19 protein-coding genes and 1 other annotated feature are annotated in these 24,029 nt (G+C 45.8%); of the genes, 7 read left to right on the top strand and 12 right to left on the bottom strand.

What is annotated here, in order from left to right:
- Window positions 1-104 precede the first annotated feature (104 nt).
- Window positions 105-620 carry a shikimate kinase gene (locus BUA79_RS03850; protein ID WP_073993046.1) on the top strand — a complete coding sequence of 172 codons (516 nt, stop codon included), beginning with the start codon at window positions 105-107 and terminating at the stop codon, window positions 618-620.
- Here BUA79_RS03850 and BUA79_RS03845 read toward each other — a convergent pair.
- A complete protein-coding gene (locus tag BUA79_RS03845; RefSeq protein WP_242941634.1) occupies window positions 617-3,100 on the bottom strand; it encodes a Ryanodine receptor Ryr in 2,484 nt (827 codons plus the stop codon). The two genes, BUA79_RS03850 and BUA79_RS03845, sit on opposite strands and share 4 nt — an antisense overlap.
- A 256-nt stretch (window positions 3,101-3,356) precedes the next feature.
- Window positions 3,357-3,632: a binding site (T-box leader), on the top strand.
- A 58-nt stretch (window positions 3,633-3,690) separates the two neighbouring features.
- Between BUA79_RS03845 and BUA79_RS03840 the strand changes: the two genes are divergently transcribed.
- The 6 genes from BUA79_RS03840 to BUA79_RS03815 are packed head-to-tail and all read left to right on the top strand — an operon-like array spanning window position 3,691 to window position 11,266.
- Window positions 3,691-5,112, top strand: a complete 1,422-nt coding sequence (locus BUA79_RS03840; RefSeq protein WP_073993045.1) for a shikimate kinase — start codon at window positions 3,691-3,693, stop codon at window positions 5,110-5,112.
- Window positions 5,113-5,120: 8 nt separating this feature from the next.
- Window positions 5,121-6,140, top strand: coding sequence for a 3-deoxy-7-phosphoheptulonate synthase (gene aroF / locus BUA79_RS03835; RefSeq protein WP_073993044.1), 1,020 nt, complete (start codon window positions 5,121-5,123; stop codon window positions 6,138-6,140).
- 34 nt (window positions 6,141-6,174) lie between these two features.
- Complete coding sequence (aroB, locus tag BUA79_RS03830; RefSeq protein WP_073993043.1) at window positions 6,175-8,529, top strand: 3-dehydroquinate synthase; 2,355 nt, start codon at window positions 6,175-6,177, stop codon at window positions 8,527-8,529.
- Window positions 8,526-9,641 carry a chorismate synthase gene (aroC, locus tag BUA79_RS03825; RefSeq protein WP_073993042.1) on the top strand — a complete coding sequence of 372 codons (1,116 nt, stop codon included), beginning with the start codon at window positions 8,526-8,528 and terminating at the stop codon, window positions 9,639-9,641. Before aroB ends, aroC begins: the two co-directional genes overlap by 4 nt.
- Window positions 9,634-10,143 (top strand): type II 3-dehydroquinate dehydratase, encoded by a 510-nt coding sequence (gene aroQ / locus BUA79_RS03820; protein ID WP_073993041.1) that lies wholly within the window; start codon window positions 9,634-9,636, stop codon window positions 10,141-10,143. Before aroC ends, aroQ begins: the two co-directional genes overlap by 8 nt.
- Complete coding sequence (locus BUA79_RS03815) at window positions 10,091-11,266, top strand: bifunctional chorismate mutase/prephenate dehydratase (RefSeq protein WP_073993040.1); 1,176 nt, start codon at window positions 10,091-10,093, stop codon at window positions 11,264-11,266. Before aroQ ends, BUA79_RS03815 begins: the two co-directional genes overlap by 53 nt.
- Window positions 11,267-11,309: 43 nt before the next feature.
- On the opposite strand, the gene BUA79_RS03810 is transcribed toward BUA79_RS03815, so the two are convergent.
- The 11 genes from BUA79_RS03810 to iorA form a co-directional block, all read right to left on the bottom strand.
- Window positions 11,310-12,371 (bottom strand): polysaccharide deacetylase family protein, encoded by a 1,062-nt coding sequence (locus BUA79_RS03810; RefSeq protein ID WP_094757292.1) that lies wholly within the window; start codon window positions 12,369-12,371, stop codon window positions 11,310-11,312.
- Between the two features lie 78 nt (window positions 12,372-12,449).
- On the bottom strand, window positions 12,450-13,904 hold the full coding sequence (locus BUA79_RS03805) for a PucR family transcriptional regulator (protein WP_073993038.1): 1,455 nt from the start codon (window positions 13,902-13,904) through the stop codon (window positions 12,450-12,452).
- 92 nt (window positions 13,905-13,996) lie between these two features.
- On the bottom strand, window positions 13,997-14,353 hold the full coding sequence (locus tag BUA79_RS03800) for a GIY-YIG nuclease family protein (RefSeq protein WP_073993037.1): 357 nt from the start codon (window positions 14,351-14,353) through the stop codon (window positions 13,997-13,999).
- Window positions 14,354-14,370: 17 nt separating this feature from the next.
- A complete protein-coding gene (locus BUA79_RS03795) occupies window positions 14,371-14,532 on the bottom strand; it encodes a FeoB-associated Cys-rich membrane protein (protein ID WP_073993036.1) in 162 nt (53 codons plus the stop codon).
- A 22-nt stretch (window positions 14,533-14,554) separates the two neighbouring features.
- Window positions 14,555-16,561: a ferrous iron transport protein B gene (gene feoB / locus BUA79_RS03790; protein ID WP_073993035.1), complete on the bottom strand. Its 2,007-nt coding sequence runs from the start codon at window positions 16,559-16,561 to the stop codon at window positions 14,555-14,557.
- A gap of 98 nt (window positions 16,562-16,659) precedes the next feature.
- Window positions 16,660-16,878, bottom strand: a complete 219-nt coding sequence (locus BUA79_RS03785; RefSeq protein ID WP_073993034.1) for a FeoA family protein — start codon at window positions 16,876-16,878, stop codon at window positions 16,660-16,662.
- 104 nt (window positions 16,879-16,982) lie between these two features.
- Window positions 16,983-19,640, bottom strand: a complete 2,658-nt coding sequence (locus tag BUA79_RS03780) for a cation-translocating P-type ATPase (RefSeq protein WP_073993033.1) — start codon at window positions 19,638-19,640, stop codon at window positions 16,983-16,985.
- A gap of 267 nt (window positions 19,641-19,907) precedes the next feature.
- Entirely contained in the window at window positions 19,908-20,342 is a 435-nt protein-coding gene (locus BUA79_RS03775) for an amino acid-binding protein (RefSeq protein WP_073993032.1), read from the bottom strand.
- Between the two features lie 16 nt (window positions 20,343-20,358).
- Window positions 20,359-21,657 carry a phenylacetate--CoA ligase family protein gene (locus BUA79_RS03770; protein ID WP_073993031.1) on the bottom strand — a complete coding sequence of 433 codons (1,299 nt, stop codon included), beginning with the start codon at window positions 21,655-21,657 and terminating at the stop codon, window positions 20,359-20,361.
- An 18-nt stretch (window positions 21,658-21,675) separates the two neighbouring features.
- Window positions 21,676-22,254: an indolepyruvate oxidoreductase subunit beta gene (locus BUA79_RS03765; RefSeq protein ID WP_073993030.1), complete on the bottom strand. Its 579-nt coding sequence runs from the start codon at window positions 22,252-22,254 to the stop codon at window positions 21,676-21,678.
- Between the two features lies 1 nt (window position 22,255).
- Window positions 22,256-23,995, bottom strand: a complete 1,740-nt coding sequence (gene iorA / locus BUA79_RS03760) for an indolepyruvate ferredoxin oxidoreductase subunit alpha (protein ID WP_073993029.1) — start codon at window positions 23,993-23,995, stop codon at window positions 22,256-22,258.
- Window positions 23,996-24,029 lie beyond the last annotated feature (34 nt).

Here is a 24,029-nt window from a genome sequence, read left to right as displayed (position 1 = left end):
TATGCCTCCATTTCCGCGATCTTATTGTCCGGTACAGGTGTCTTTTCTTGACAAGGTATTCATAAAAATATATATTACACATAAACTACTAATTGAGAAGGATGATGAAGATGAATAATATTGTGCTGATAGGAATGCCGGGAGTCGGAAAAAGCACGGTCGGCGTAATTCTGGCAAAAGTGCTTGGATTCCGTTTTATCGATGCAGACCTCTTGATCCAGGAAGAATACGACCGACTTCTTTGTGAAATAATAGAGCAGGACGGGGTCGATGCATTCATACAAATCGAGAATCAGGTCAACAGCAGCATTCAGGCTGAAAAATCTGTAATTGCCACCGGCGGAAGCGTGGTTTACGGCAAGGAGGCCATGGAACATCTGAAAAGCATCGGTACCGTTGTATATCTGAAGCTGGATTATGAGCCATTAAGCAACAGGCTGAAAAACATTGAAAACCGTGGCGTGGTAATCAGGAACGGGTCCAGCCTGCACGATCTTTTTGTGGAAAGAACACCTCTCTATGAAAAGTATGCAGACATAATAATCGATACAGACGACTGCGATATCGAGGGAACCGTCCATAAAATCGCGGCCGCCATACAGCAGGAGCGCAACGGTTAATCTTCAATCTTCAGCCTCTCGACCTTGAAATGGGACATTGCCAGTACATCTGCCCACAATCGGACCATCTGGTTTATCTGCTGCTTCAAATCCTGGTCCGTATGCTCCCAGACCACCATTTCCATATTCTTATCCAGGACTGGACCTGTCCCGTTTTCACGGCTTCTTATCATCCGGCGTTTGTACTCAAAAAGAGTCAGCTGTTCAATTTCATTTTCCGAGAATTCCATGTTCTCAGGTATGCAATCCACGTAAATCACATCACACTGGATATGCAAAAGGGCATCCGGAATGCATTTCACCTGAGACCGGAAAAATTCCTTGTGCTCTTCCCCCAGATTTTTCCAATCCGTAAGTATATCATCCCCTGGAACAGGCCAGTTCTCCTCCTGCTGATTGTATTTGAAACGCAGGGCAGACGCCAGTTCATCCACTTTTTCCCCGAAGATTGCGTCATGCATCATATAACGCAGGAACTGTTCTTCATCTACATGAAGACTTAGCTGTTCCTTCGGAGGGAGCAGGGACTGATCCCATCTTTTTGCACGATTGACCATACTCATCTCGATTATGGCTTCCATCGATCTTGTCTCATGTTTGAATCTTGGAATCTTAAGCATAGCGCGTATAACGCCATTGTCTATCTGTGCTTCTCCCTTTTCATTTATCATCTGCGGCAGCTTCCTGTCGACCAGAGCACGTAAAAGCATGGCCCTTCGGATAATATACAGCTGATCGTCCACAGAAGTCCTGTTAGGTCCCAATATGTTTACATACCCCCTTAAGCGGCTGACAAAATCGGGGCCCTTGGCGGCTTTGAATTTTTTGGCAAAATGGCTGATTTCCATTTCGTCTTCCAAATCATCCCCACAGAATTCCCGGAAAGTGCTGCTCGTTCCGCCTGCAAATACGAAAATTGCCTTTCCAATGGGATGTATCGTCTGCTCTTCCCGGTAAACTCCATCCTGCATCGGTGCCAGAAAATATTTGAGCCATCCCAGGTTGCCCTCAAAATCCGAATCGAATTCATCAAAAATTATAAACGGTATCTTCCCCAAGAGGCTGTAATCGCTGATTTTATGAAAAGCCCTGATCAATTCTTCCGGAGAGTGAAATTGGGATAAGTTATATACAAGTCTTTGTATCTGGCTAGGTGCGATGCTGGCGGCAATTTCGGTTACACCAAAGGACTTGCCAGAGCCCGGAGTGCCAAATACGGCGATGGACAGGGGTCTCGTTACATTAACGGCATTGATGTATTCGGATAACAGGTTCTTTATACTCCGGTAACTTTCAATCTCTGTCCTGTCTACAGCTTTCAGATTCCCAAACCTGGCAGTCGGAATATATTTCAAGGCCTTCTCTTCGCCGTTCTTAACCAGATCAAATGCAATATCTGCCAGATTTGCGGTGTTTTTCTCTTTTAGGATATACCACCTGTTCTGAGCCTTGCTGTCACCGATAACAGGAATCCGGACAGACTGGACGTCTTCCATTAAATCAGAATCATCCGGATTTTCACGAAAAATGGATGGATTTGGGAAAATCAGATTATTCAGATCATTTCCAAAACCGGCATTAAAATATTTTCTGGCAGCTGCCATTCCGACCCGGATACCCTTTGAAATCAGCTCCGGCAGGTCTCCTTTATCATATCCCTCAGACACAGTACCCGTGAGAGCCGCAACAAAGCAGGAGGTCAGTCCATACATATATCCCAGATCTTCCCGGATAAAATCTCCTTCAAATTCATAAGGAAGGAAATATAAAAATGCTTCTGCCTCTCCCTCATTTTTATAATAAATAACTCCCTCCAGACCAAATGGAACCACCAGATGCCTGCAGTCCGCCAGGAAGGACAGATTGGGATTATTATTAAGCTGCCAGACAAAATCCAGGGCTGTTTTTTCCCAGGAAATGCTTTTGCTGATATTCACGCCTTTTGCACGTAAATCGTCGGCATTTATAATGACGACAGTTCTTTCAATATGGAACCTGTCGAGATGCTGCCATAAAAGATTTGTCCCGATTGGATTATTCATTTTATATAGGACAACGGGCTTGGACTCCGTAGTTTTTATTGCAAGCGGCCAGAAATCCTGGGCATTATTAAAACCATTATTCTCATCGTCGATCACTACAATTTCTGCGTCCCGTACGTCATTTTCCAAGGAAAGCAGCTCAGGTTTTCCGGTATGGGTACCCTTGAAGCCAAGAAATCTTCCCACTCTGTATACCCTTCCCGAATTCTTATCGGATATCCTGAACAGCTCCAGTTCTGTAAAAGAACTCAGATACCTGTCCCCATAATAATCCGGAGACAAATTCGGAGAAATCACATCCATGTTGGCGGACTGTGTTATCATTCTGGCCAACAGCAGAGATTCTCCCGGGTTTCCCAAGGTGCTGACATTCGTATGTCCCTGCCAGTTATGTCCGGCTGTGTTTTTCGGATTGGAGGTCCATAGCAGATTATTCATACATATATCCCCAGTTACAACTATTCTCATCCCATTCTTATTCAATTAAGTCCACCATCCTTTTGTTGATAATTTCAAGTCATTCTTAGGGGCTTTTTCACTTCGCAAATGCTTCCACTCATGTTTCACAGCCTCTTTTCAAGCAAAAGACACCTCATCCCTTATCCTGATTTTATCATATCAGGACTCATTATCATACATTTAAAAGAAATTTACTTGACAAAAATGTTTCAGATGGTATTATGTTTTTAATACACAAATGGCTATGACGAAGATAAGTAACAGGGAACCCCTCGACAGGGATGCGAACCGTGTTCATCACGATTGAGAGTTTGCAAGAGAACGGTCCTCGTGAAATTCCCTTCTGAGCTGAATGGCTGAAGATTATACAGTAGGCTGTTACGTTGGCTTCACGTTACAGAAGCAGGGTATATGGATGAAAATCCCGTGCCTGGTGAGTGTGCCTTCCAATGATTTCATTATCCATGGAGGCAAAAAAGGGTGGTACCGCGGAGAACTCTTCGTCCCTGTTGTTTATTCAGGACGGGTGTTTTTTTTTATACAAAAAATTAATTAATATGGAGGCTCACATGAAAAACAGACAGCATGACATCGAAAATTTCGGCCTTCTGGGCCACCCTTTGGGACATAGTCTTTCCCCCTACATACACCAGCAGATAATGGAAGCCGCGAAGATCAGAGGCGAATATGAATTGTTGGATATCCCTCCCGACCGACTGGAAAATGAAATTGAATCCCTGACTGGAGACCTGGATGGTTTCAACGTAACCATTCCTTATAAAGAGAAAATTATTCCTTTTCTGTCAGGCATTTCCAATGAAGCCCGGATCTTCGGAGCAGTCAATACAGTCTATCACAATACCGGATACAACACGGACAGCCTGGGCTTCGCATCCATGAAAATCCCGGCGCAGGATTGCAATATCCTCATTCTCGGCACCGGGGGTGCAAGCCGCTCCATTTCCCATGTTCTAGCCGGCCAGAATCCGTCTTCCATAACTTTCATGGCTAGAAATCCGCAGAGGGGACTGGATCTGGTCACAGAAATACAGGAATTGTATCCACATTCAGCTGTGCAGCTGGTTACGCTTGAGCAGTTGGAACTGTTGGTTAACAAGGGGATGCATTTTCAGCTTCTGATCAACACAACCCCCGTTGGAATGTGGCCGCATGCAGGAAGACTCCCACTTCCCCATGACTTGTATTACAATATGCTTAAGTCCGGAGAAGTGCGGCATGTATTTGATGCAATATACAACCCGACTGCGACACGATTTGTACTGATGGCACGTTCCTTTGGAATATGGGCATATGGAGGGTTGGGGATGTTGTTTGAACAGGCACTGGCTGCGCAGAAAATCTGGCATCCGGACACTCCTGATGTTTGGGAAGCACCCGCTACCAAATTGAGGCTGGAGAATATCCGCATATCATTGTCACACTTCCTATTAAAGCAAAACCCGCTCAAAATCGTACTGACTGGTTTTATGGGTGCCGGCAAAACGACCACGGCGGAACGGCTGTCCTTGCTCTTAGAGGGTGAATTGGATGTTTTGGATTTAGACCTGGTAATTACAGAAAAAGAAGACCGCACCATTTCTGAAATTTTTTCAGAATCCGGCGAAGCATATTTCAGGAACCTGGAAAAGGAATTCCTTTCCACACTTCTTGACCAGCCAAAATCCATGATTATTTCTGCAGGCGGAGGTACAATCCTGCAGGATAACATTGTTGAACTGATCCATGAAAAAGGCGGTTTGATTGTTTTGTTGGATGTAGAAGAAGAAACCGTCCTGAGCAGGATAGCTTCCACGTCCAGCCGCCCGCTGCTGGCGGTTTCCGATGTGGAAAACACTCAGGACAAAGTACACAGACTTTTAAATGAGAGAAATCCAGCTTACCATATGGCCGCCGATTTAGTAATAGATGCAAATCAGGATGTTGAACTAAGAGCGAAGGCTTTGCTACAGGCCTTTGAACTGGAAAGATAGGTGTAATTATGATAATAGTAATGAAAAAAGATGCAACTAAGGAAAACGTGGAGCAGATCTGTTCCTGGCTGGAAAGCCACAAAGTCAAGGCCAGTCCGATTTATGGAAAAGAGCAGACCGTTATTGGACTCGTTGGTGATACTTCAGATATCGACGTCGACCAGGTAGCCATGCAGCAGCATGTGGATAAGGTAATGAAAGTTCAGGAGCCTTATAAGAAAACAAACCGAAAATTTCATCCAGATAACTCGATTATCGATGTTGGAGGTGTGAAGTTCGGCGAAAGCCACATTCCTGTTATTGCCGGGCCATGTTCCGTTGAATCAGAGGAACAAATCATAGAAATTGCCAGGTCGGTAAAGGCATCAGGAGCCTCCCTGATGAGAGGCGGCGCTTTCAAGCCCCGTACTTCTCCCTATAGTTTCCAGGGGCTTAAGGCTGGCGCATTGATTTATCTGGGCAAGGCCAGGGAGGCTACCGGACTTCCGGTTGTATCCGAAATCACCAACATTTCCCAGATTGAAATGATGGAAGAATATGTGGATCTCATCCAGGTCGGCGCGCGCAACATGCAGAACTTTGAACTCATGAAGGCATTAGGACATGTGCGCAAACCAATACTGCTCAAAAGAGGTTTTTCCAACACCATCGAAGAGCTCCTCATGTCGGCTGAATATATCATGAGTGGCGGCAATGAAGACATTATCCTTTGTGAAAGGGGTATCCGCACTTTTGAAACCAGCACCCGGAACACATTGGACATTTCGGCCATTCCTGTCCTGAAGAAACTCACCCACCTCCCAGTTATTGTCGACCCGAGCCACGCCGGCGGAAGGAACGATCTTGTTGAACCGCTGGCCATGGCCTCCATTGCGGCAGGTGCGGACGGTCTGATCATTGAAGTCCATAATGATCCTGCCCATGCATTATCCGATGGCCCCCAATCACTGACGCCCGAACAGTTTTCTGATGTTATGAAAAAACTGGATCACCTTGCCAGAGCTGTCGGACGTTCCATCATTAAATAATACACCACTGCATCCACATCCAGGAGGAGAAAATATGCCCATTATTCAGGTTAAAACCAAAAATCACCCCTATGAAATCCTGATTCAGGAGGGATCCTTTAAGGATGCAGGAGAGCTCATCTCTGCCAAGGTTTCTCCTTGCCGTGTCCTGATCATATCAGATTCAAACGTTGCTCCGCTCTATGCCGAAGATTTAAAGAAAAGCCTGAAAGCCTTCGGGTTCACGCCTTCCATATGGCATTTTGACGCCGGAGAACAAAGCAAAACAATCAATACCCTGACAAGAATTTATGAAGCTTGTTATGAATCCGGTCTAACAAGAAAGGACTGCATCGTTGCCTTGGGCGGCGGTGTAGTCGGTGATGTGGCCGGGTTTGCGGCGGCGACCTATCAGCGCGGCATCCCCTACATCCAGATACCAACCACCCTTCTTGCCCAGGTGGACTCATCCGTTGGCGGAAAAACTGCAATAGATCTTCCTTTCGGAAAAAACATGGCCGGTGCTTTCAATCAGCCCGCCTTCGTACTTATCGACCCGGAACTCTTAAACACCCTGAACCCGAAAATCATCTCGGATGGAATGGCTGAGGTCATCAAATACGGCTGCATTCGGGACAGTGCCCTGTTTGAAATTTTGGAAACCTCGGCAGGTATTATTCCTTCCGCCCAGGTCATCGCAAGATGTGTTCAGATTAAAGCGGACATCGTTTCCGCGGATGAATTTGATTTCGGAGAAAGAATGCTGCTCAACTTCGGCCACACTTTTGGTCATGCCATTGAAAAAGCATCCGGATATTCCCTGTATACCCACGGGGAGGCTGTATCCATAGGCATGTCTGCCGCCGTTAAGGTAGGAATGGCCTTTGGCGTCACTTCCCCCGAAATACTTCCCAGGCTCACCTATCTGCTGCAGGCCTGGAAGCTTCCTGTTTTGACTTCTCTGTCCACAGAGGCGGTTCTGACAGCTCTGAAGGCGGACAAAAAACAGCTGGGTGACCATTTGAATTTCATTCTGTTAAAAGACTTGGGAGCCGCACATATACATCCCGTTCCCATCTCCGACTTACGGAGGGCCGCACTGGACAGTCTGGACCAGCTTGTCCTTGGCGTGCCCAAAAAATCATTTCTTCCGGACAATCTGATTATTCATCCTGGCAAAATCCAGGGAAGCGTAAGGATTCCAGCCTCTAAAAGCCTCGCACATCGCGCCTTCATCTGTGCAGCCCTGACAGGAAAAACCCATTGGGAACTTCTTGTATCCGGGGTATATGCTCCCTTCTCTGATGACATCAAGGCAACCCTTCGGTGTCTTCATCAGATTACGGAAGCCTGGGCCGAAAAGAAAAAAGGCCATTTCGTACCCGAACTGATTCTGGACTGTTCACAATCCGGAACGACACTGAGGCTGCTGATTCCTATCGTAGCAGCACTGGGTCTGGAGGCTTGCTTCACAGGACAGGGACGTCTTCCGAAACGTCCGATTCACGCCTATCAGGAAGCCTTTACTGCAAACGGTGTGATAATGGACTTCCCGGAAAACGGAGACTCCCTACCTCTGCGCATAAGAGGACGACTGACCGCCGGAAAATTCGAACTTCCCGGCAATATCAGCTCTCAATATATCAGCGGTCTGCTGCTGGCCCTTCCTCTCCTGGAATCCGATTCAACTATTACCCTCACATCCGGTCTGGAGTCGGAATCCTATGTCAATATGACCCTTTCCGTGATGTCGTATTTCGGGGTGCCGGTAACCAGGAACACTCTGAATTCCGGATATCACCGCTATTTTGTCCATCCCCATTCCTTTACGGAGACATCCCGGCCGTATGCCGTTGAAGGAGATGCTTCCCAGGCTGCCTTCTGGCATCTTGCCTCCTACCTCGGGCAGGAAATCACCATTGAAAATCCGGCTTTGAGCCAGCTTCAGGGGGACGCATCCATGCAGGCCGTCCTCAATCAATTTTCATCCAATCATGCGGAAATCGATATGAAAGATATCCCCGACCTCTTCCCCGCCCTTGCCCTGGCTGCTGCGGCCTCCGGGAAAGATAAGCGTATATATTTCAAAAATGTCAACCGTCTCCGAATCAAGGAAAGTGACCGCATTGAAAGCACGCTGGCCATGCTGGCCGGATTCGGCGTAGAAAATGTTCGTGTTCTGGATAATGAAATTATAATAAATGGAGTTTCCAGTCTCAAATGCGGTGACATCTCCTCCTTCAGCGATCACCGGATTGCCATGACCGCAGCGATTGCCGCATTGAAGGCAGAAGGCGATACCATTATCCGGGATTCCTCCTGTGTAGCTAAATCATATCCGGATTTTTTCAGTGAATTGAAACGTTTAGGAGCAGAAATCGAAACATTGACGGAAGGAGGCAACACATGAGTTCATTTTGGGGCAATCAGCTTCACATAAGTATTTTTGGAGAATCACACGGGAAGGGCATCGGAGTCGTTGTAGACAGCCCCCCACCCGGGATAAAGCTTGATATCGACGCCATCAGGGCTTTCATGCTGCGAAGGGCACCAGGACGCACCCCCTGGTCCACTCCTCGAAAAGAGGAGGACACTCCGGAAATTCTTTCCGGGTTTTATCACGAATGCACCACCGGAACTCCACTGACCGCTGTCATCAGAAATTCCGATACGCATTCTTCGGATTACGGGAATTTAGTCCAGGTACCCCGTCCCGGCCACGGGGACCTGACCGGAAGCATACGTTATAAAGGTTTTAATGATATCCGGGGCGGCGGTCATTTTTCCGGGCGTCTGACGGCTCCCCTGTGCTTTGCCGGGGCGGTCAGCCTTCAGATACTTGAAAAACAGGGAATTCAAATATATGCAAGGATAAAAGAAATCGCCGGTATTGAAGATGTTCCTCTGGACCCGGCCAGGCCTCCGATGCAGGAGCTGTCTCAGCTCAGGCTCAAATCCTTTCCCACTCTGGATGATTCGGCCGGAAGCTCTATGATAGATGCTGTTGAAAAGGCACGGATGGAACTGGATTCCGTTGGAGGAATTGTGGAGTGCTTTATTACAGGACTTCCAGCCGGCATCGGCGATCCCATGTTTGGGGGGCTGGAGCCCAGGCTTGCTTCCATGCTGTATGCCATTCCTGCCGTAAAGGCCTTATCCTTTGGATCCGGATTCGATATCTGCCGCCGCCGCGGATCCGAAAATAATGATTCCCCTTTTTATTCGGACGAAGGCGGCCAGCGCCATATAACATATAAGACAAACCATTCCGGAGGTGTGGATGGCGGTATTTCCAACGGCATGCCTGTTGTATTTCAGCTTGGTATCAAGCCAACCCCTTCCATCAGTCTGGAGCAGGACAGCATCCGCCTTTCCGATAAAACCGATGCTAAACTGGTAATTAAAGGGCGACACGATCCCTGCATCGTTCCCCGTGCTGTTCCTGTTGCGGAAGCGGCAGCGGCAATCGTTATCCTGGACAGCCTCATGGGTTCCGGATGGTTTGGAGGCAGAAATGCATAAAAAAATCCTTTTAATCAACGGTCCAAACCTCAATATGCTTGGAAAGAGGGAAAAAGAACATTACGGACACTTCACCCTGGAAGATGCTATCGGAGAAGCCAGACGGACAGCAGGACTTTATGGGTTTACAGTGGAGGATTTCCAGTCAAATCACGAGGGAAGCCTCATTGATAAAATCCATTCCTCCCTGGGTGCTTTTGACGGGCTTATTATCAACGCAGGGGCCTTCACCCATTACAGTTATGCTCTATTGGATGCACTGAAACTCTGTTCCTTTCCCTGTGTGGAACTTCATATCTCAGATATCCATGTCCGGGAAGAATTCCGCAAAATTTCCGTCATTCGGCCTGCCTGCAGCGGGCAGATTTCCGGACTGGGCATTAAGAGCTATCATTATGCCATCATCCAGTGCATCGGGCTTATCGACGGAAGCTTGCAGGAGGTGCGGGATGGGCGTACCGATGGAATATATCATGAAAAGGAGAAAAACCATGAATCCTGAATTGAACAATATCAGAGAATCCCTGAATGAAATTGATGACGAAATGCTTTCCCTGCTAAAAAAACGCCAGAAACTGTCTGAATCGATTTACAGGGCAAAAAAAGGAACTCTTGCACCTATATACATGCTTCAACAGGAAAATCAGAAAATAGCCGCTCTCGATGATATAGATGACGATATCCGCAATGTAGGAAAGCCATTTTTGAAAACCGTTATGAGGCTGTCCCGGGAGAAGCAGTATCATATGGCAAGAAAAGATGATCCGTATTGGAAGCTTGGCCTTCAGATTTTACAATCACAAAAGGAAAGGCCATCCATATTGACTATTGCGACCCAGGGAAACACTGGATCTTATTCATATAAAGCCGCCAAAAATCTGCATCCCGATTCTGCTATTATTACATTTCCCACCTTTGAATCCGCGTGTACCCAGGTTATAGAAGGAAATGTGGATGCTGCCGTACTTCCTTTGGAAAACAGCACTGCTGGAACTGTGGATGAAGTATATGGGTTATTGGATAGCAACAAGCTGTACATCACCGAGACTACCGGCATAGAAATCAGGCACCACCTGATGGGAGTAAAGGGCAGCAGCCTGGAATCCATAGAAACGGTCATTTCCCACCCGCAGGCACTTGCTCAATGTTCTTCCTTTATCCAAAGTATGGGATGGAAAACCGAAATCTCAGGCAACACTGCTTTTGCCGCAAAAGAGGTGCAAAAAAGGAACAGCCTCTTAATGGCTGCCATTGGTTCTGAGGAAGCGGCGAGAAATAACGGCCTGGAGCTTATCATGTCCGAAATCAGCAACGTGGTTCATAACCAGACGCGTTTCGTACTGCTCAGTGCCCTGCCCTACATCGCAGAGGATGCCAATACATGCTCCCTTGTCATCCGTCTTGCACATGAACCGGGAAGTCTCTCCGCACTTCTCTCTCTATTCAGTGACAGAGATATAAGTCTGAGCAGGATTTTGAGCCGCCCCGTACCAAAAAAGCCATGGGAATATACATTTCATATTGACTGCAACATGTCTCCAACCGACGAATCCGCGCTGGATCTTCTGTACCAGTTGGAACAGGAAACGCTCTATATGCATATAATTGGATGGTATAAGGAATAAAAAAAGCGACAGATACGATGAAATTTGTATCTGTCGCTTTTGATTATCTCAGATTATTGAATTCTATCAGCTCTTCTACGCTTATTCCGTACCTCCGGGAAATGGCATAAAGTGTATCCCCTTTGACAACCGTGTACAGAACATAACCGTCTGCTCCGGATGACGCCGGAAGCATATCATTCACCGTCACCAGGCTGTAACCGGCATTCTTCAGTCCCGTGATAATTTCCGGCAATGCTTCCACTGTGTGGTAGCCTCCAACATGCATCAGCACAATTCCATTGTCCGTCGCATTGGAGAGCACCCTGTTGATCAGGTAGGCTTCCGTAATTGCCACTCCGTTTAATTCTTCTGCCCAATCATGACTGTCAACAGTCCACATAACTGTATAATCATATCCTTCTGCCCCCAGGATCGGCAGCATCCTGGCATCATATTCCCCAAACGGGGGACGGAACAGGTGTGGACGTATACCGGTAGTACTTAGGATAATATCGGTTGACTGGACCATTTCATTCAGGATCTGCACATCCGTCATAGCCGTCATATGGCTGTGTGTCAGGGAATGATTCTCTATCTCATGTCCCCTGCCGGCAATCTCCTTGGCCAGCTGCGGATGATCGCTCACCCAATATCCCCTCAGGAAAAATGTGGATTTGACATCATATGCATCCAATACATTTAAAAGAGGTTCCGTCTGGTCATAAAGCCACCCGGCATCAAATGTCAATGCAATCTGTTTTCCGTCTGCTGCTATCACTCCTCCGCTCACTACCTGGGATGAAGTTACTGCACCACCCGAAGCCGGAATCTTAAGCACCTGTCCGACATAAATAATCGGGGTCAGGGAACCTGTTGTCGGAGACTGGGTTGTCGGAGGCTGGGTCGTTGAAGGCTGGGTCGTTGTCTCAGCACTTGTTTCCGTGGTGATTTCAGTCGAAGATTCAACTGTGGCTTCTGTTGTGGTGTCTCCTGTTGTTTCCGTTGGGATTCCGGTTGTTGTACCGTCTTTTCCGCCACTCGGCCTACAGGATGAAGCGGTTACTAGAAGCAGCATAAGCAGCATTGTGAATAGAATTTTTCTGATTCTGGAATTCCCCTTCATCTTCACACCACCCTCTCCTTACCCTGAAAATTTCCAGAGGCTGTAGCACGGTCATACATACTTTAAGTCCGGACTTTTTCAGTCGCCTTCTTTTTGAGCCAGGAATGATATCAGCAGATGTGCCTTTGTTGCCGGATCCTTGAAATCAATACCGGTAATCTCCTGAATCTTCTTGATCCGATAAATCAGTGAATTGCGGTGCAGGTTTAAATCCGTCGCCGTCTTTATCTGATTGCAGTCATTGCTGATATAATTGCTTAAGGTGTGATACAAATCCGCATTGTTGCTGCAGTCAAACAATATCAGCTGTTTCAATGCCGGGTGTGTGATAATGTCCATATTGTTTTCTTTTTCCAGCAGCTGAACAATATAGTGAAGGACATAATCTTTACAGTAGTTGACGTCTTCTACTTTCTGTTTTCCATATTTTAACGCTATCTGCGTCTGCTGAAAGCTCTGCCGTAAAAATTTAAAGTCTGTAAACTGAAAGCTTACGCCGCATCTGAATTTCCCCTTAACCATCCATGGCTTCAATATCCTGAAAAATTCTTCATCATGAATAATTTTCAGATTGTTGATAATAAGAATCTTATCCTGGTAAGCCATTACATAGCAGTTTTCCATGGAACTGGATATGAACGAAATCATAGTTTCTGTCAGACTGAAGGATGAATTCGAGGATGACAAGGCAATGACAGCCTTTGGTTCGTCCGAATGCCAGCCAATAATTTCAAAATACCTGTTGATTTCACCGATCAGACTCTCTTCTCCATCCAGATACCGACGTATTGTATTGGAAAAGTCCTGCAAATCCATGCTCTCTTCATTCTTCTGGATCCAGGATTCTATAAAACGTCCAAAGTATCCGCTCAGCTGTCTTGTGAATTCAGGAATCTTATCTCCGCCGGTTATGACCATCAGCCATCCATAATGTCGTCCCCTGAGGTACAGGTTCATGAAAATAAACGGATTCTCCTCTTCCTTTACCTGAATCAGGAAAGAATCCCTGCTTCCATGCATTCTTTGAACCTGTTTCCTGCTATCTATAATCCAGTTCATCGGAAGGGATTTTTCATTTACCATGTAACTGATGCCTTCATCATTCAGCCCGTCTGTCTCTTCCGGCACTATGGCCGTAACCCTGTAATTGGTATCCAGTACGGCAATCGTGCTTTTGAGTAGAAGCTGGTTTCTGGAAATAATACCAGCAAGACTGCACCCTTTGTTGATCAGTTCGACCTGGGACTCATACCAGTCACTGTAAAATTCAAAGGCAGATAAAACCGAGTTGAACACCTCATCGATATCGGTACTTTGCAGGAGCATCAGGTCAACACCGTTTACTACGATGATTTCATTTTTTTTGTTTGAAAAGAAATCTTTGGCACGTCCCAGATAAACATACTTGTTTTCAATGACACAGTCCTGCGAAAAAATACGAACGTCTTTTAAGCACAGGTCGCCTTTCTTAATATCTATGTCAGGCTTGTATTTTTTCAGCCAGTCAGCCAGAATCCACATACTGATTTTCATATGACACCTCTTGCATTCCGTTTTATTTATATGCTAATTATTATAGTATAACATGCACAAAATGTCAAAAAATATCACAGAACCAGCATTTGTTACTTTTGCACATTTTGACATTGTTGCAGACAGTATTCCAACGTAATTCCGGGGCAGTTGAAGTAGTTGGCGCAATCAAGCTTTTGACCAAAATATTTTTCGAATCGATCCGGATTCATAATCAGTTCAATTTTTTTCAATCTTGTCAGCTTTTTTATCTGGGTTTCCAGTTTCGCAGCATCCGATATGCTTTTTGACTCCCATAGTATTTCCAGGCTTTTTATTCCCTTTGCTCTTGTATATTTTGCACATTTTTTCGATTTCGTCCAGTGTTCTTCCATCCTGTTATATATGTCTTTTGCTATACCTGTATAATAAGTGTCATCCCTGCATTTTATGATATATGTATACGCCATAATTCCTCCGCATTAACTTACTCTTTCTTCTCGTCCTTATTGCAGGTGGGGAAAGAGGAACATCCGGTACAGCCGCTGCAGCCGCAACCGCCTTCCCCTTTTTTACGCCTCTTAAAATAACGCCAGAATGCAAGGGCAATAATCAATACTACTATCCCTGCCACAATATAATCTATCATAGTTCTTCCTTTCTATACTACTTCAAAATATCAGGTTGCCGACGACATTTATTATCAGTGCGACAATGTAGGCTGTGATCATTTGAAAGGCTATTGCCCTCAGCGTCCACTTCCAGGAACCCATCTCTTTTCTAAGTGCTCCCACCGCTGCAAAACAAGGCATGCACAACAGGTTGAACGCCATGTAGGCATATGCTGAAACCATTGTAAATACGCTTTTCATCTCTTGCTGTGAACCCAGCAGCTGTCCAAGGGTTGCCACGATATTTTCCTTTGCAATCCACCCGGTGATTATGCCTACGGCTGCCCTCCAGTCTCCAAATCCCAGCGGAATGAAGACTATTCTGATGACATTCCCGATGGACGCCAGGAAACTGTCTTCCATGTCACACATACCTGAGAAGTTGAAATTAGCCAGGATCCAGATAAATACTGTAGAAACAAAAATCACAGTTCCAGCTTTTATCGCAAAATCTTTTATCTTATCCCAGGCATGGATGCCTATGCTCTTCAGAGTCGGCAGTCTGTACTGGGGCATCTCCATAATAAAATTGGATTCTCCTGTTTTGAAGAAGAATTTATCCAAAATGGTGGCACTTATAACCGCAACTATAAGTCCAAGGATGTACATGCTGAAAACTATCAATGTCTTATTATACCCTTCAAACAGCATGGCTGCAAACATTGCATACACAGGCAGTTTCGCACCGCAAGACATAAATGGAATTATCATCATGGTTATTCTGCGGTCTCTCTCACTTTCCAGCGTCCTCGTAGCCATGATTGCCGGCACCGAACACCCAAATCCCATCAACAGGGGAATAAAGGATCTGCCGGAAAGACCGAGCTTTCTGAATATCCGATCCATTACAAACGCAACTCTGGACATATATCCACTGTCTTCCAGAAATGACAACAGTACAAACAAGACCAGAACCAGGGGCAGAAATCCTGCCACAGCACCGATACCCGCCATTATACCGTCAATCACCAGGGAAAACACCCAGGCAGAAGCTCCTGCAGCTCCAAGTCCCGAAGATATTAAGGCCGTTAGGGACGTCCAGGCAGTTTCCACCAGCCCCGACATCCAGATTCCCGGACTTGGAAGTCCGTGAATAAACAGAAAGTTTTCACTGAAAGTAATGGCAAAAAGCAGGTACATAATTACCGCAAAAACCGGCAGAGCCAGATATTTGTTTGTCAGCACCTTATCTATTCTCTGGGACCTGGTTTCAGCATGCTCTTCTCTTTTTTTTGTGACTGCACTTGCAGCCAAATACCCGATATATTTGTAATGCAGGTCCGCCAGTCTGGCTTCCATATCTGTCCCGACTTTATTTTCAGTTTCTTCTATAATATTTTTCGCCTGAACGATCTGCTCCCTCGACAGTTCTCCGAGGGCCTCCTTATCACCTTCCAGGACCTTCAGGACCTTCCACAGCCGGCTCTCATCATCCTGCAGGCCAAGCACCTGGGTCAATCTGTCCGCTGCCTCTTTGATTGTTTCATCCAGTACCGGCAAATCGGCCACTTTTTTTTGTTCCCCGGCAATTTTCAGGGCTTCTTTCATCAGTTCATCCACGCCCTCGTAGCTGCGTGCCACAATAGGCAGGAAACGGATTCCAGTTTCTTCATACAACCGGGCAAAATCTATCCTGTCCCCATTTGCCCTGACCTCATCCATCATATTTACGGCTACCAGCATCGGTATTTTGGTTTCCGCAATCTGTAACGTCAGATAAAGATTTCTTTCAATATTTGATCCGTCTATAATATTAATTACTGCATCCGGCTTTTCTTTAAGCAAATAATCTCTTGCAATTATTTCTTCCGCCGAATAGGGTGAAAGGGAATAGGTGCCGGGAAGATCCAGTATGAGTACATTTTCATCCTTTTTGTATTTCCCCTCTTTTTTATCAACAGTAACACCCGGCCAGTTGCCTACGTGCTGTTTTGAACCGGTCAATTCATTGAACAGCGTTGTCTTTCCACTGTTCGGATTTCCAGCTAATGCAATTGTTATGGCCATTATTTCCTCCTGTAAGCATAATTTTCGGATAAAGAAACAGACTGGGCCGGCATACGCCGGGTCCCAGTCTGTTATTACTTATACTTTACAAAGCATCTCTATACAATTAGAATATTTTCCGCTTCCTGTTTTCTAAGGCTTAACCCGTACCCGCGTATGTTGATCTCAATGGGATCTCCCAAAGGCGCCATCTTTATGACTTTCACGGATGTTCCCGGCGTCAGGCCCATATCCATGATTCTTCTTCGAAAAGGTCCCTGATGGCCGATATAGGAAATAATGCCTTTTTCTCCAGGCTTTAAATCTTTTAATGTCATATATTTCCCTCCATATTTCAAGCTATCAGTTTTGGTATTGATAATGATTATCATTACCTTAATATCATAATACCCGATATCCGGAGGTTTGTCAATATGATTTATTATTTACTTCTCATTCTTCTTATGAGTTTTGCAATTTCGTTAAGAATCAGAGGAACCAGGGAAAGGCCGATAACCAGCGCCCAGTCCGCCACACTCAGTGCATGCACCTCAAACACAGCTGCCAGAGCCGGTACAGAAATGATTATCAGCTGAATCAGTATGCCTGCAACAATGGACAGCGCCAGCCACTTGTTGGTGAACAGCCCTACCTGGAAGATACTTCTCTTTTCGCTTCTCAGGTTCAGAGCATGGAATAACTGGGAAACACTCAGCACAACGAATGCCATGGTCTGGGCGTGCCTCAGCACATCCTCCGTCATGTTTCCTTCATGCAGAACTGAAAGGTTCCACACACCGGTGTATTCCATGCCGCCAATACAGAACGCCGCCAGTGTGATAAATCCTATAACTACACCATTTATCACAAGGAATGCACCTCTGCCGCTGAAAAGGCTTTCCTTTGAACTTCTCGGCTTCTCTTTCATGATGGTCGGGTCGCTTGGGTCCGCGCCTAAAGAAAGAGCGGGGAAGCTGTCTGTAATCAGGTTCACCCACAGAAGGTGAATAGACTGCAGCGGAGTTGCCCATCCAAGCAGTACCGCAAAGAAAAGGGATACGATCTCACCAATGTTACAGGAAAGAAGGAACATAACCGATTTTTTGATATTGGCATAAATATTACGCCCTTCTTCGACGGCCGCCACAATTGTGGAGAAATTGTCATCTGTCAGGATAAGGTCGGAAGCACCCTTTGCCACATCGGTTCCCGTTATGCCCATGGCAACGCCAATATCTGCCGCTTTCAGAGAAGGAGCATCATTTACTCCGTCACCGGTCATGGATACGATGTTTCCGCCGCCTTTGTATGCAGTAACGATTCTAACCTTATGTTCAGGAGAAACCCTTGCAAATACACGGATATCTTTAACTTTTTCTACAAGCTCTTCATCGGAATATTTATCGAGTTCCATACCAGCCATCGTCTGTTCGGGCCTGTCCGCAATTCCAAGCTCCTTAGCGATGGCAAAGGCTGTTTTCTGATGGTCTCCGGTTATCATGACCGTAATAATGCCGGAATTCCTGCATGTGGAAATAGAATCCCTTACTTCAAGCCTTGGTGGATCGATCATTGCAACCAGACCGAGGAAAATCAAGTCGGATTCCATCTGTTCCATATCCAGGTCTGTCTCCATGGTTTCCTTGCACGCTGCTCCAAGGACACGGAGCGCATCATCGGACATTTTTCCGGCCGCATCATTGAAATCCTTGCGGATTTCGTCGGTCATAGGAACCACTTCCCCATTGATAAGAGCCTTTACGGATTTATGAAGCAGATTATCCGTTGCTCCTTTGGTCATTACATAGTATTTATCCCCATAACGGTTGATTGTGGACATGAGCTTTCTGTCGGAATCGAAAGGAGCCTCATGTATCCTCTGGTGTTCAGCAGTCAGTGCTTCTTTTCTGATATCATAGTGATTGCCGATATTGATCAATGCTATTTCTGTCGGATCTCCGGTACTTCCTTCCTTATTGGAAGTCGCATCGCTGCACAGTACCAGATTTTCTATCAGAAGACGCTGGGTCATTTCATTGATGTCCATTTCCTCTGCGGCGACAACCTTTTTATTTACATAGAATTTACGAACCGTCATTTTATTCTGGGTCAACGTACCGGTCTTATCGGAGCATATGACCGTTACGGCGCCGAGTGTCTCAACAGACGGAAGCTTGCGCACGATTGCATTTTTCTTGACCATTTTCTGCACACCGATTGCAAGAACGATGGATACGATGGCGGGCATTCCTTCCGGAATGGCAGCCACTGCCAGCGAAATGGCTATCATAAACATCTGGAATATATCCCTATGCTGGAAAACAGCAATCAGGAACATGGCAAGGCAGACCCCAAGAGCAATGAATCCAAGAATTTTTCCAATATCGGCAAGTTTTTTCTGCAGGGGAGTCTTTTGATCCGGCTGCTTCAACATATTTGCTATATGTCCAATTTCCGTCTCCATACCGATGGCAATCGCAACACCCATACCTCTTCCGCTTGTTACCAGAGTGGAAGAAAACGCCATATTCTTTTTGTCGCCCAGAGGTATATTCTCATCACTGATTACGAGCTTTGCGTTTTTGTGGACAGGAACAGATTCCCCAGTAAGTGCAGATTCTTCCACCTGCATATTGATGCTTTCTATAAGCCTTATATCGCAGGGAATATATCTTCCGGCGTCGAGCACAACAATATCGCCGGGTACGATTTCAACAGAATCCACTTCTACTGTCTCCCCATCCCGGACGACGTAAGCTTTTGGAGATGTGAGTTTCTGGAGAGCTTCCATGGCTTTTTCCGCCTTTGCTTCCTGTGACAAGCCGAGTATCGCATTTAATATTACTACGAGGGCAATAATAATTGTATCATTCAGCTCTCCCAGTATACCCGAAACAATTGCAGCGATAATCAGGATGAAAATAAGCGGATCGTTCAGCTGTTGTAGAAAAAGTACGACAAGGCTTTTTTTCTTGCCTTCCTCAAGCTTGTTGGGTCCGTACTTTTCTTTTCTAGTCTGTACTTCAGCGTTACTCAGGCCCTTCGCAGCGTCTGTCTGCTGCTGCTGTATTACTTCTTCGATTTCCTGATTGTAAAACATAATTAGCTCCTTCCTTGTCCTGATTACATGCCTGCCATTATTTATTTGTAAATAATAAAAAAGGGGACAGCCATTATACGGGGCTGTCCCCAATCCGGCATGCTAATCTAAAGACCTTTAGTTTTTCTTTTTACAGTCTAAAAGTCTGGCAATTTAATAATTATCCGGGATTTCTCCGTATTGACGAATAATTAGCGTATTTAACGCATGCTACTCCCTTTTATTAACCTTAGTATTATATAACGGTTTTTGTCAATAAATCAATCTCTATTTTCCAAGGTTCATTATTTCCTCAAAAGTATATACTGTAATATTATTCGAATCCAGAATCTGCAACGCCTTTTGTGCATCCGAGAACTTGGTTATAATAGCTGAGCCACCCTTAACCGTGGATAAAACATACATATATTCAATATTAAGTCCGGCACCTGAAACCGCTTCCAGCAGTTTGTTCAGATCTCTGAAATAGTCGCTCATCTTGACCGCAAGAACATCTGTAAGCATGGAGGAAAATCCATTTTCTTTAAGGACAAGTCTCGCTTTTTCCGGATCTGATACTACCATCCGGAGCATTCCATACTCTGTGGTATCCGCCAGGCTGAAGGATATGATATCTACCTGGTTTTCATGAAGGGTCTTAATGACATTGTCCAGTCTGCCTTCTCTGTTTTCCATGAATACGGCTAATTGTTTAATACACATTTTCCTTCTCCTCCCGCTATATAAGTTTTCTCTTGTCTATAACGTGTTTTGCCTTGCCTTCACTTCTTTCGAGTGTTTTCGGTTCCACAAGCTTAACCTTTACCGCAAGTCCCAATGCCTGCTGCAGAGTGTGGGCAATCCGTTTTGTCAGACCTTCCAGATTCTTGATTTCATCTGAAAAGAATCTCTCCTCCACCTCTACCCAGACCTCCAGGGAATCCCAATTGTCAATCCTGTCAACAATCATAAGATAGTGAGGACTCGTCTCCGCCATCTCCAGAAGGGCTGTTTCAACCTGAGATGGGAACACATTGACTCCGCGGATAATCAGCATATCATCTGAACGCCCTTTAAATCTGGAGAGACGGGCAAGGGTCCTCCCGCATTCGCATTTATCGTAAGTGATGCTTGTCAGGTCCTTTGTGCGGTATCTGAGCAGTGGAAGGGCTTCCTTGGTCATGGAGGTGAATACCAATTCTCCTGTTTCTCCCGGGGCAAGGGGCTCCAGAGTTTCAGGGGATATTATCTCCGGAATAAAATGGTCTTCGTATACGTGCATTCCACTGTGGAACTCACAATCCGCGGCAACACCCGGTCCCATAATCTCACTCAGTCCATAGATATCATGCGCTTTGATATTGAGCTTCTGTTCAATCTCTTTACGCATATTTTCCGTCCAAGGCTCCCCGCCTAAAATAGCAGACTTCAGCTTGATCTTGCCGATAGCACCTTCATCTTCCAAAGCTTCTGCAATGTGCAGAAGATAGGATGGTGTACAGGCCATACAGGTCACTCCAAAATCCTGCATCATGGTAATCTGTTTTTTTGTATTGCCGGTGGAGATAGGAACCACGGTTGCTCCAAGGTTTTCGGCTCCATAGTGCATACCGAGGCCTCCTGTAAAAAGCCCGTATCCATATGAAATCTGTATTATATCCTTTTTGGTAACACCAGCCATGGCAATAACCCTTGCCACACATTCCTGCCAGATTTCAATATCCCTTCTGGTATATCCAACAACTGTAGCTTTTCCGGTCGTTCCGCTCGATGCGTGCAGGCGGACCACTTCGGATTGAGGTACGGCAAACAAGCCAAAAGGATAATTATCCCTCAAATCGTTTTTGTTCGTAAATGGCAGTTTTCTGAGATCTTCCAGGCCTTTGACGTCACCTGGCTCTATCCCCATTTCCTGCATTTTTTTTCTGTAAAATTCAACATTATGGTAGACTCTTTTCACCATCTTTTTAAGACGTTCACTCTGCAGCGTATACATCTGGTCTCTGCTCATGCATTCTTTCGTTTCATTCCAAATCATGATATGCCTCCGGTTCTATTACAATTGAAGTCCCGAATACCCGGTTTCAAATGCTTTCTTATTTATTTCCACAGTCTTTTTGGGTACCATTTCCTCAATCACCTGAAGCCAGTCCTCTTTCTTGAAGTCCATAAACCTTGCAGCCAGTCCCAGTATGATAATATTGAAAACCTTTGTATTTCCAAGTTTTTTGGACTCTTCCAACGCATCTGCCGCCAGAACCTTGTATTTTTTCTTGAGAGTTTCAACAATACCTTCCGGATATTCCCTTGCTCCGGTGACCACGGTAATCGGATCAATCCGCTGGTCATTCAGGATAATCACTCCGTCTTTTTTCAGGTAATGCGCATATCTTAATGCTTCCAGTCTTTCAAACGCAATCAGCACATCTGCCTGTCCTTCTTCCACGATTGGTTCATAAACTTTTTCGCCATATCGTACAAAAGTAACAACACTGCCGCCTCTCTGGGCCATGCCATGCACTTCAGACAGTTTTACATCGTATCCGGCCTTAAGGGTAATTCCGCCAAGGATCCGGCTCGTCAGCAGTGTGCCCTGTCCGCCCACACCAACAATCATAATATTCTTTGTCATCATTTTACACACCTGCTTTCTCTAGTGCCCCAAACTTGCACAGGTCCACGCAGAGACCACAGCCATTGCACATAGTATCATTTATTGCAACCGTACCGTCCGCCTGTTTTGTAATGGCAGGACATCCGGGTTTCAGACATGCTCCACATTTCTTGCATTTTCCCGGAACAACCTTTGCCTGTACAGTACAAGGGGATTTATCCAGCAGGACACAAGGTGCAACTGCTATAATAACGGAAAGCTCTTCTTTTGCCGTTTCTTCCTTCAACGCAGCCTCCAGCCCCTTCAGGTCAAAGGCATTCACAACCATGACATTCTTAACGCCTATGCTTCTGCAGAAATCCGGAATGCTGATAGACGCAGTCGCTTTTCCTTTAAGAGTCTTCCCGGTGGCGGCATTATCCTGATGGCCTGTCATAGCTGTGATGGAATTATCCAGGATCACAACTGTTCCGGTCCCCTGGTTATAAACCATGTTTATGAGGGAATTGATGCCGGTATGGAAAAAAGTGGAATCGCCGATTACGGCTACCCAGTTCTTGACATAGTCCTTTCCTTTTGCTTTTTCCATTCCATGTAAGGAACTGATACTGGCGCCCATACAGATGCTGGTATCCAGTACGCTCAGTGGAGCCAGGGCTCCCAGGGTATAACAGCCGATGTCGCCTGCTGCATGGATTTTCAGCTTGGACATGACCGAATACACACTTCTGTGGGGACATCCCGGGCAGAGAATGGGTGGTCTTGCCGGTACATCCGCTGGCTGTGTAAGTTCTATCTTCTCTCTAAGTACTGCAGATTTGATCATGTTGGCGCTGTATTCACCCTGAACAGTTAAGATATCTTTGCCGACCGCCTGGATTCCCCAGGACTTGATCTGCTCTTCCATAACCGGTTCAAGCTCTTCCACAATGTAGAGTTTATCCACGCTTGCCGCGAACTCCTCAATCAGTTTTCTTGGCAGAGGATGTACCATTCCAATCTTTAAAACAGAAGCATTCGGCAGGGCTTCTTTCACATAAAGATATGGAATCCCTGAGGTAATGACGCCAATGGATTTATCCCTGTACTCCGTCCGGTTCACCTTAAAATCACAGCCATCCGCAGCAAGAGCCTTCATTCTCTCTTCTACAGCGATATGTCTATTTTTAGCCATAGCCGGCATCATAACCAGTCTGCTGATATCTCTTTCATAAGGCTTATCGTCCACCTCGACCCTGTCCTGCTCCTCAACAAGTCCCTGCGAATGGGAAAGTCTTGTAGTTGTCCTTAACATTACTGGGCATTCATATTTTTCACTGACTTCAAAAGCGAACTTCATAAATTCCTTTGCTTCCTGACTGTCGGCTGGTTCAAGAACAGGTACCTGGCCCGCCCTGGCAACCGCCCTGCTGTCCTGCTCGTTTTGGGAGCTGTACAGACCAGGGTCATCACAGGCAACAATGACAAGCCCTCCGTTGATGCCCATGTAGGCCGCTGTAAACAAAGGATCGGCAGCCACATTTACGCCTACGTGTTTCATGGATGCCATCGCTCTTACGCCGCTGATGGAGGCACCAATAGCCACTTCCATGGCAACCTTCTCATTTGTAGACCATTCCGCATATATTTCATCATATTGTGCGATACTTTCGCTTATTTCTGTACTCGGGGTCCCCGGATAGGCAGCAGAGACTTTGACTCCTGCCTCATAGGCACCTCTGGCTATCGCTTCGTTGCCCAACATCAATTTTCTTTTGACCATTTATCAATATCCGTCCTTTCTGTAACACAGCTAA

Origin of the sequence: Parasporobacterium paucivorans DSM 15970 (assembly GCF_900141895.1) — a bacterium.
In the GTDB taxonomy this organism is placed as follows: domain Bacteria; phylum Bacillota; class Clostridia; order Lachnospirales; family Lachnospiraceae; genus Parasporobacterium; species Parasporobacterium paucivorans.
Note: the sequence above shows the minus strand (reverse complement) of the source record. Positions and strands in the feature narration are given on the sequence as shown.

Bases quoted from the DNA above. Each gene is read 5' to 3' on its own strand.
- BUA79_RS03810 (WP_094757292.1), bottom strand. From the start codon at position 12,371: ATGAAGGGGAATTCCAGAATCAGAAAAATTCTATTCACAATGCTGCTT.
- BUA79_RS03845 (WP_242941634.1), bottom strand. From the start codon at position 3,100: ATGAATAATCTGCTATGGACCTCCAATCCGAAAAACACAGCCGGACAT.
- BUA79_RS03780 (WP_073993033.1), bottom strand. From the start codon at position 19,640: ATGTTTTACAATCAGGAAATCGAAGAAGTAATACAGCAGCAGCAGACA.
- BUA79_RS03805 (WP_073993038.1), bottom strand. From the start codon at position 13,904: ATGAAAATCAGTATGTGGATTCTGGCTGACTGGCTGAAAAAATACAAG.
- BUA79_RS03765 (WP_073993030.1), bottom strand. From the start codon at position 22,254: ATGATGACAAAGAATATTATGATTGTTGGTGTGGGCGGACAGGGCACA.
- BUA79_RS03775 (WP_073993032.1), bottom strand. From the start codon at position 20,342: ATGTGTATTAAACAATTAGCCGTATTCATGGAAAACAGAGAAGGCAGA.
- iorA (WP_073993029.1), bottom strand. From the start codon at position 23,995: ATGGTCAAAAGAAAATTGATGTTGGGCAACGAAGCGATAGCCAGAGGT.
- BUA79_RS03770 (WP_073993031.1), bottom strand. From the start codon at position 21,657: ATGATTTGGAATGAAACGAAAGAATGCATGAGCAGAGACCAGATGTAT.
- aroB (WP_073993043.1), top strand. From the start codon at position 6,175: ATGCCCATTATTCAGGTTAAAACCAAAAATCACCCCTATGAAATCCTG.
- aroF (WP_073993044.1), top strand. From the start codon at position 5,121: ATGATAATAGTAATGAAAAAAGATGCAACTAAGGAAAACGTGGAGCAG.
- aroQ (WP_073993041.1), top strand. From the start codon at position 9,634: ATGCATAAAAAAATCCTTTTAATCAACGGTCCAAACCTCAATATGCTT.
- BUA79_RS03850 (WP_073993046.1), top strand. From the start codon at position 105: ATGAAGATGAATAATATTGTGCTGATAGGAATGCCGGGAGTCGGAAAA.
- BUA79_RS03815 (WP_073993040.1), top strand. From the start codon at position 10,091: ATGGGCGTACCGATGGAATATATCATGAAAAGGAGAAAAACCATGAAT.
- BUA79_RS03785 (WP_073993034.1), bottom strand. From the start codon at position 16,878: ATGACATTAAAAGATTTAAAGCCTGGAGAAAAAGGCATTATTTCCTAT.
- BUA79_RS03840 (WP_073993045.1), top strand. From the start codon at position 3,691: ATGAAAAACAGACAGCATGACATCGAAAATTTCGGCCTTCTGGGCCAC.
- BUA79_RS03795 (WP_073993036.1), bottom strand. From the start codon at position 14,532: ATGATAGATTATATTGTGGCAGGGATAGTAGTATTGATTATTGCCCTT.
- BUA79_RS03800 (WP_073993037.1), bottom strand. From the start codon at position 14,353: ATGGCGTATACATATATCATAAAATGCAGGGATGACACTTATTATACA.
- aroC (WP_073993042.1), top strand. From the start codon at position 8,526: ATGAGTTCATTTTGGGGCAATCAGCTTCACATAAGTATTTTTGGAGAA.
- feoB (WP_073993035.1), bottom strand. From the start codon at position 16,561: ATGGCCATAACAATTGCATTAGCTGGAAATCCGAACAGTGGAAAGACA.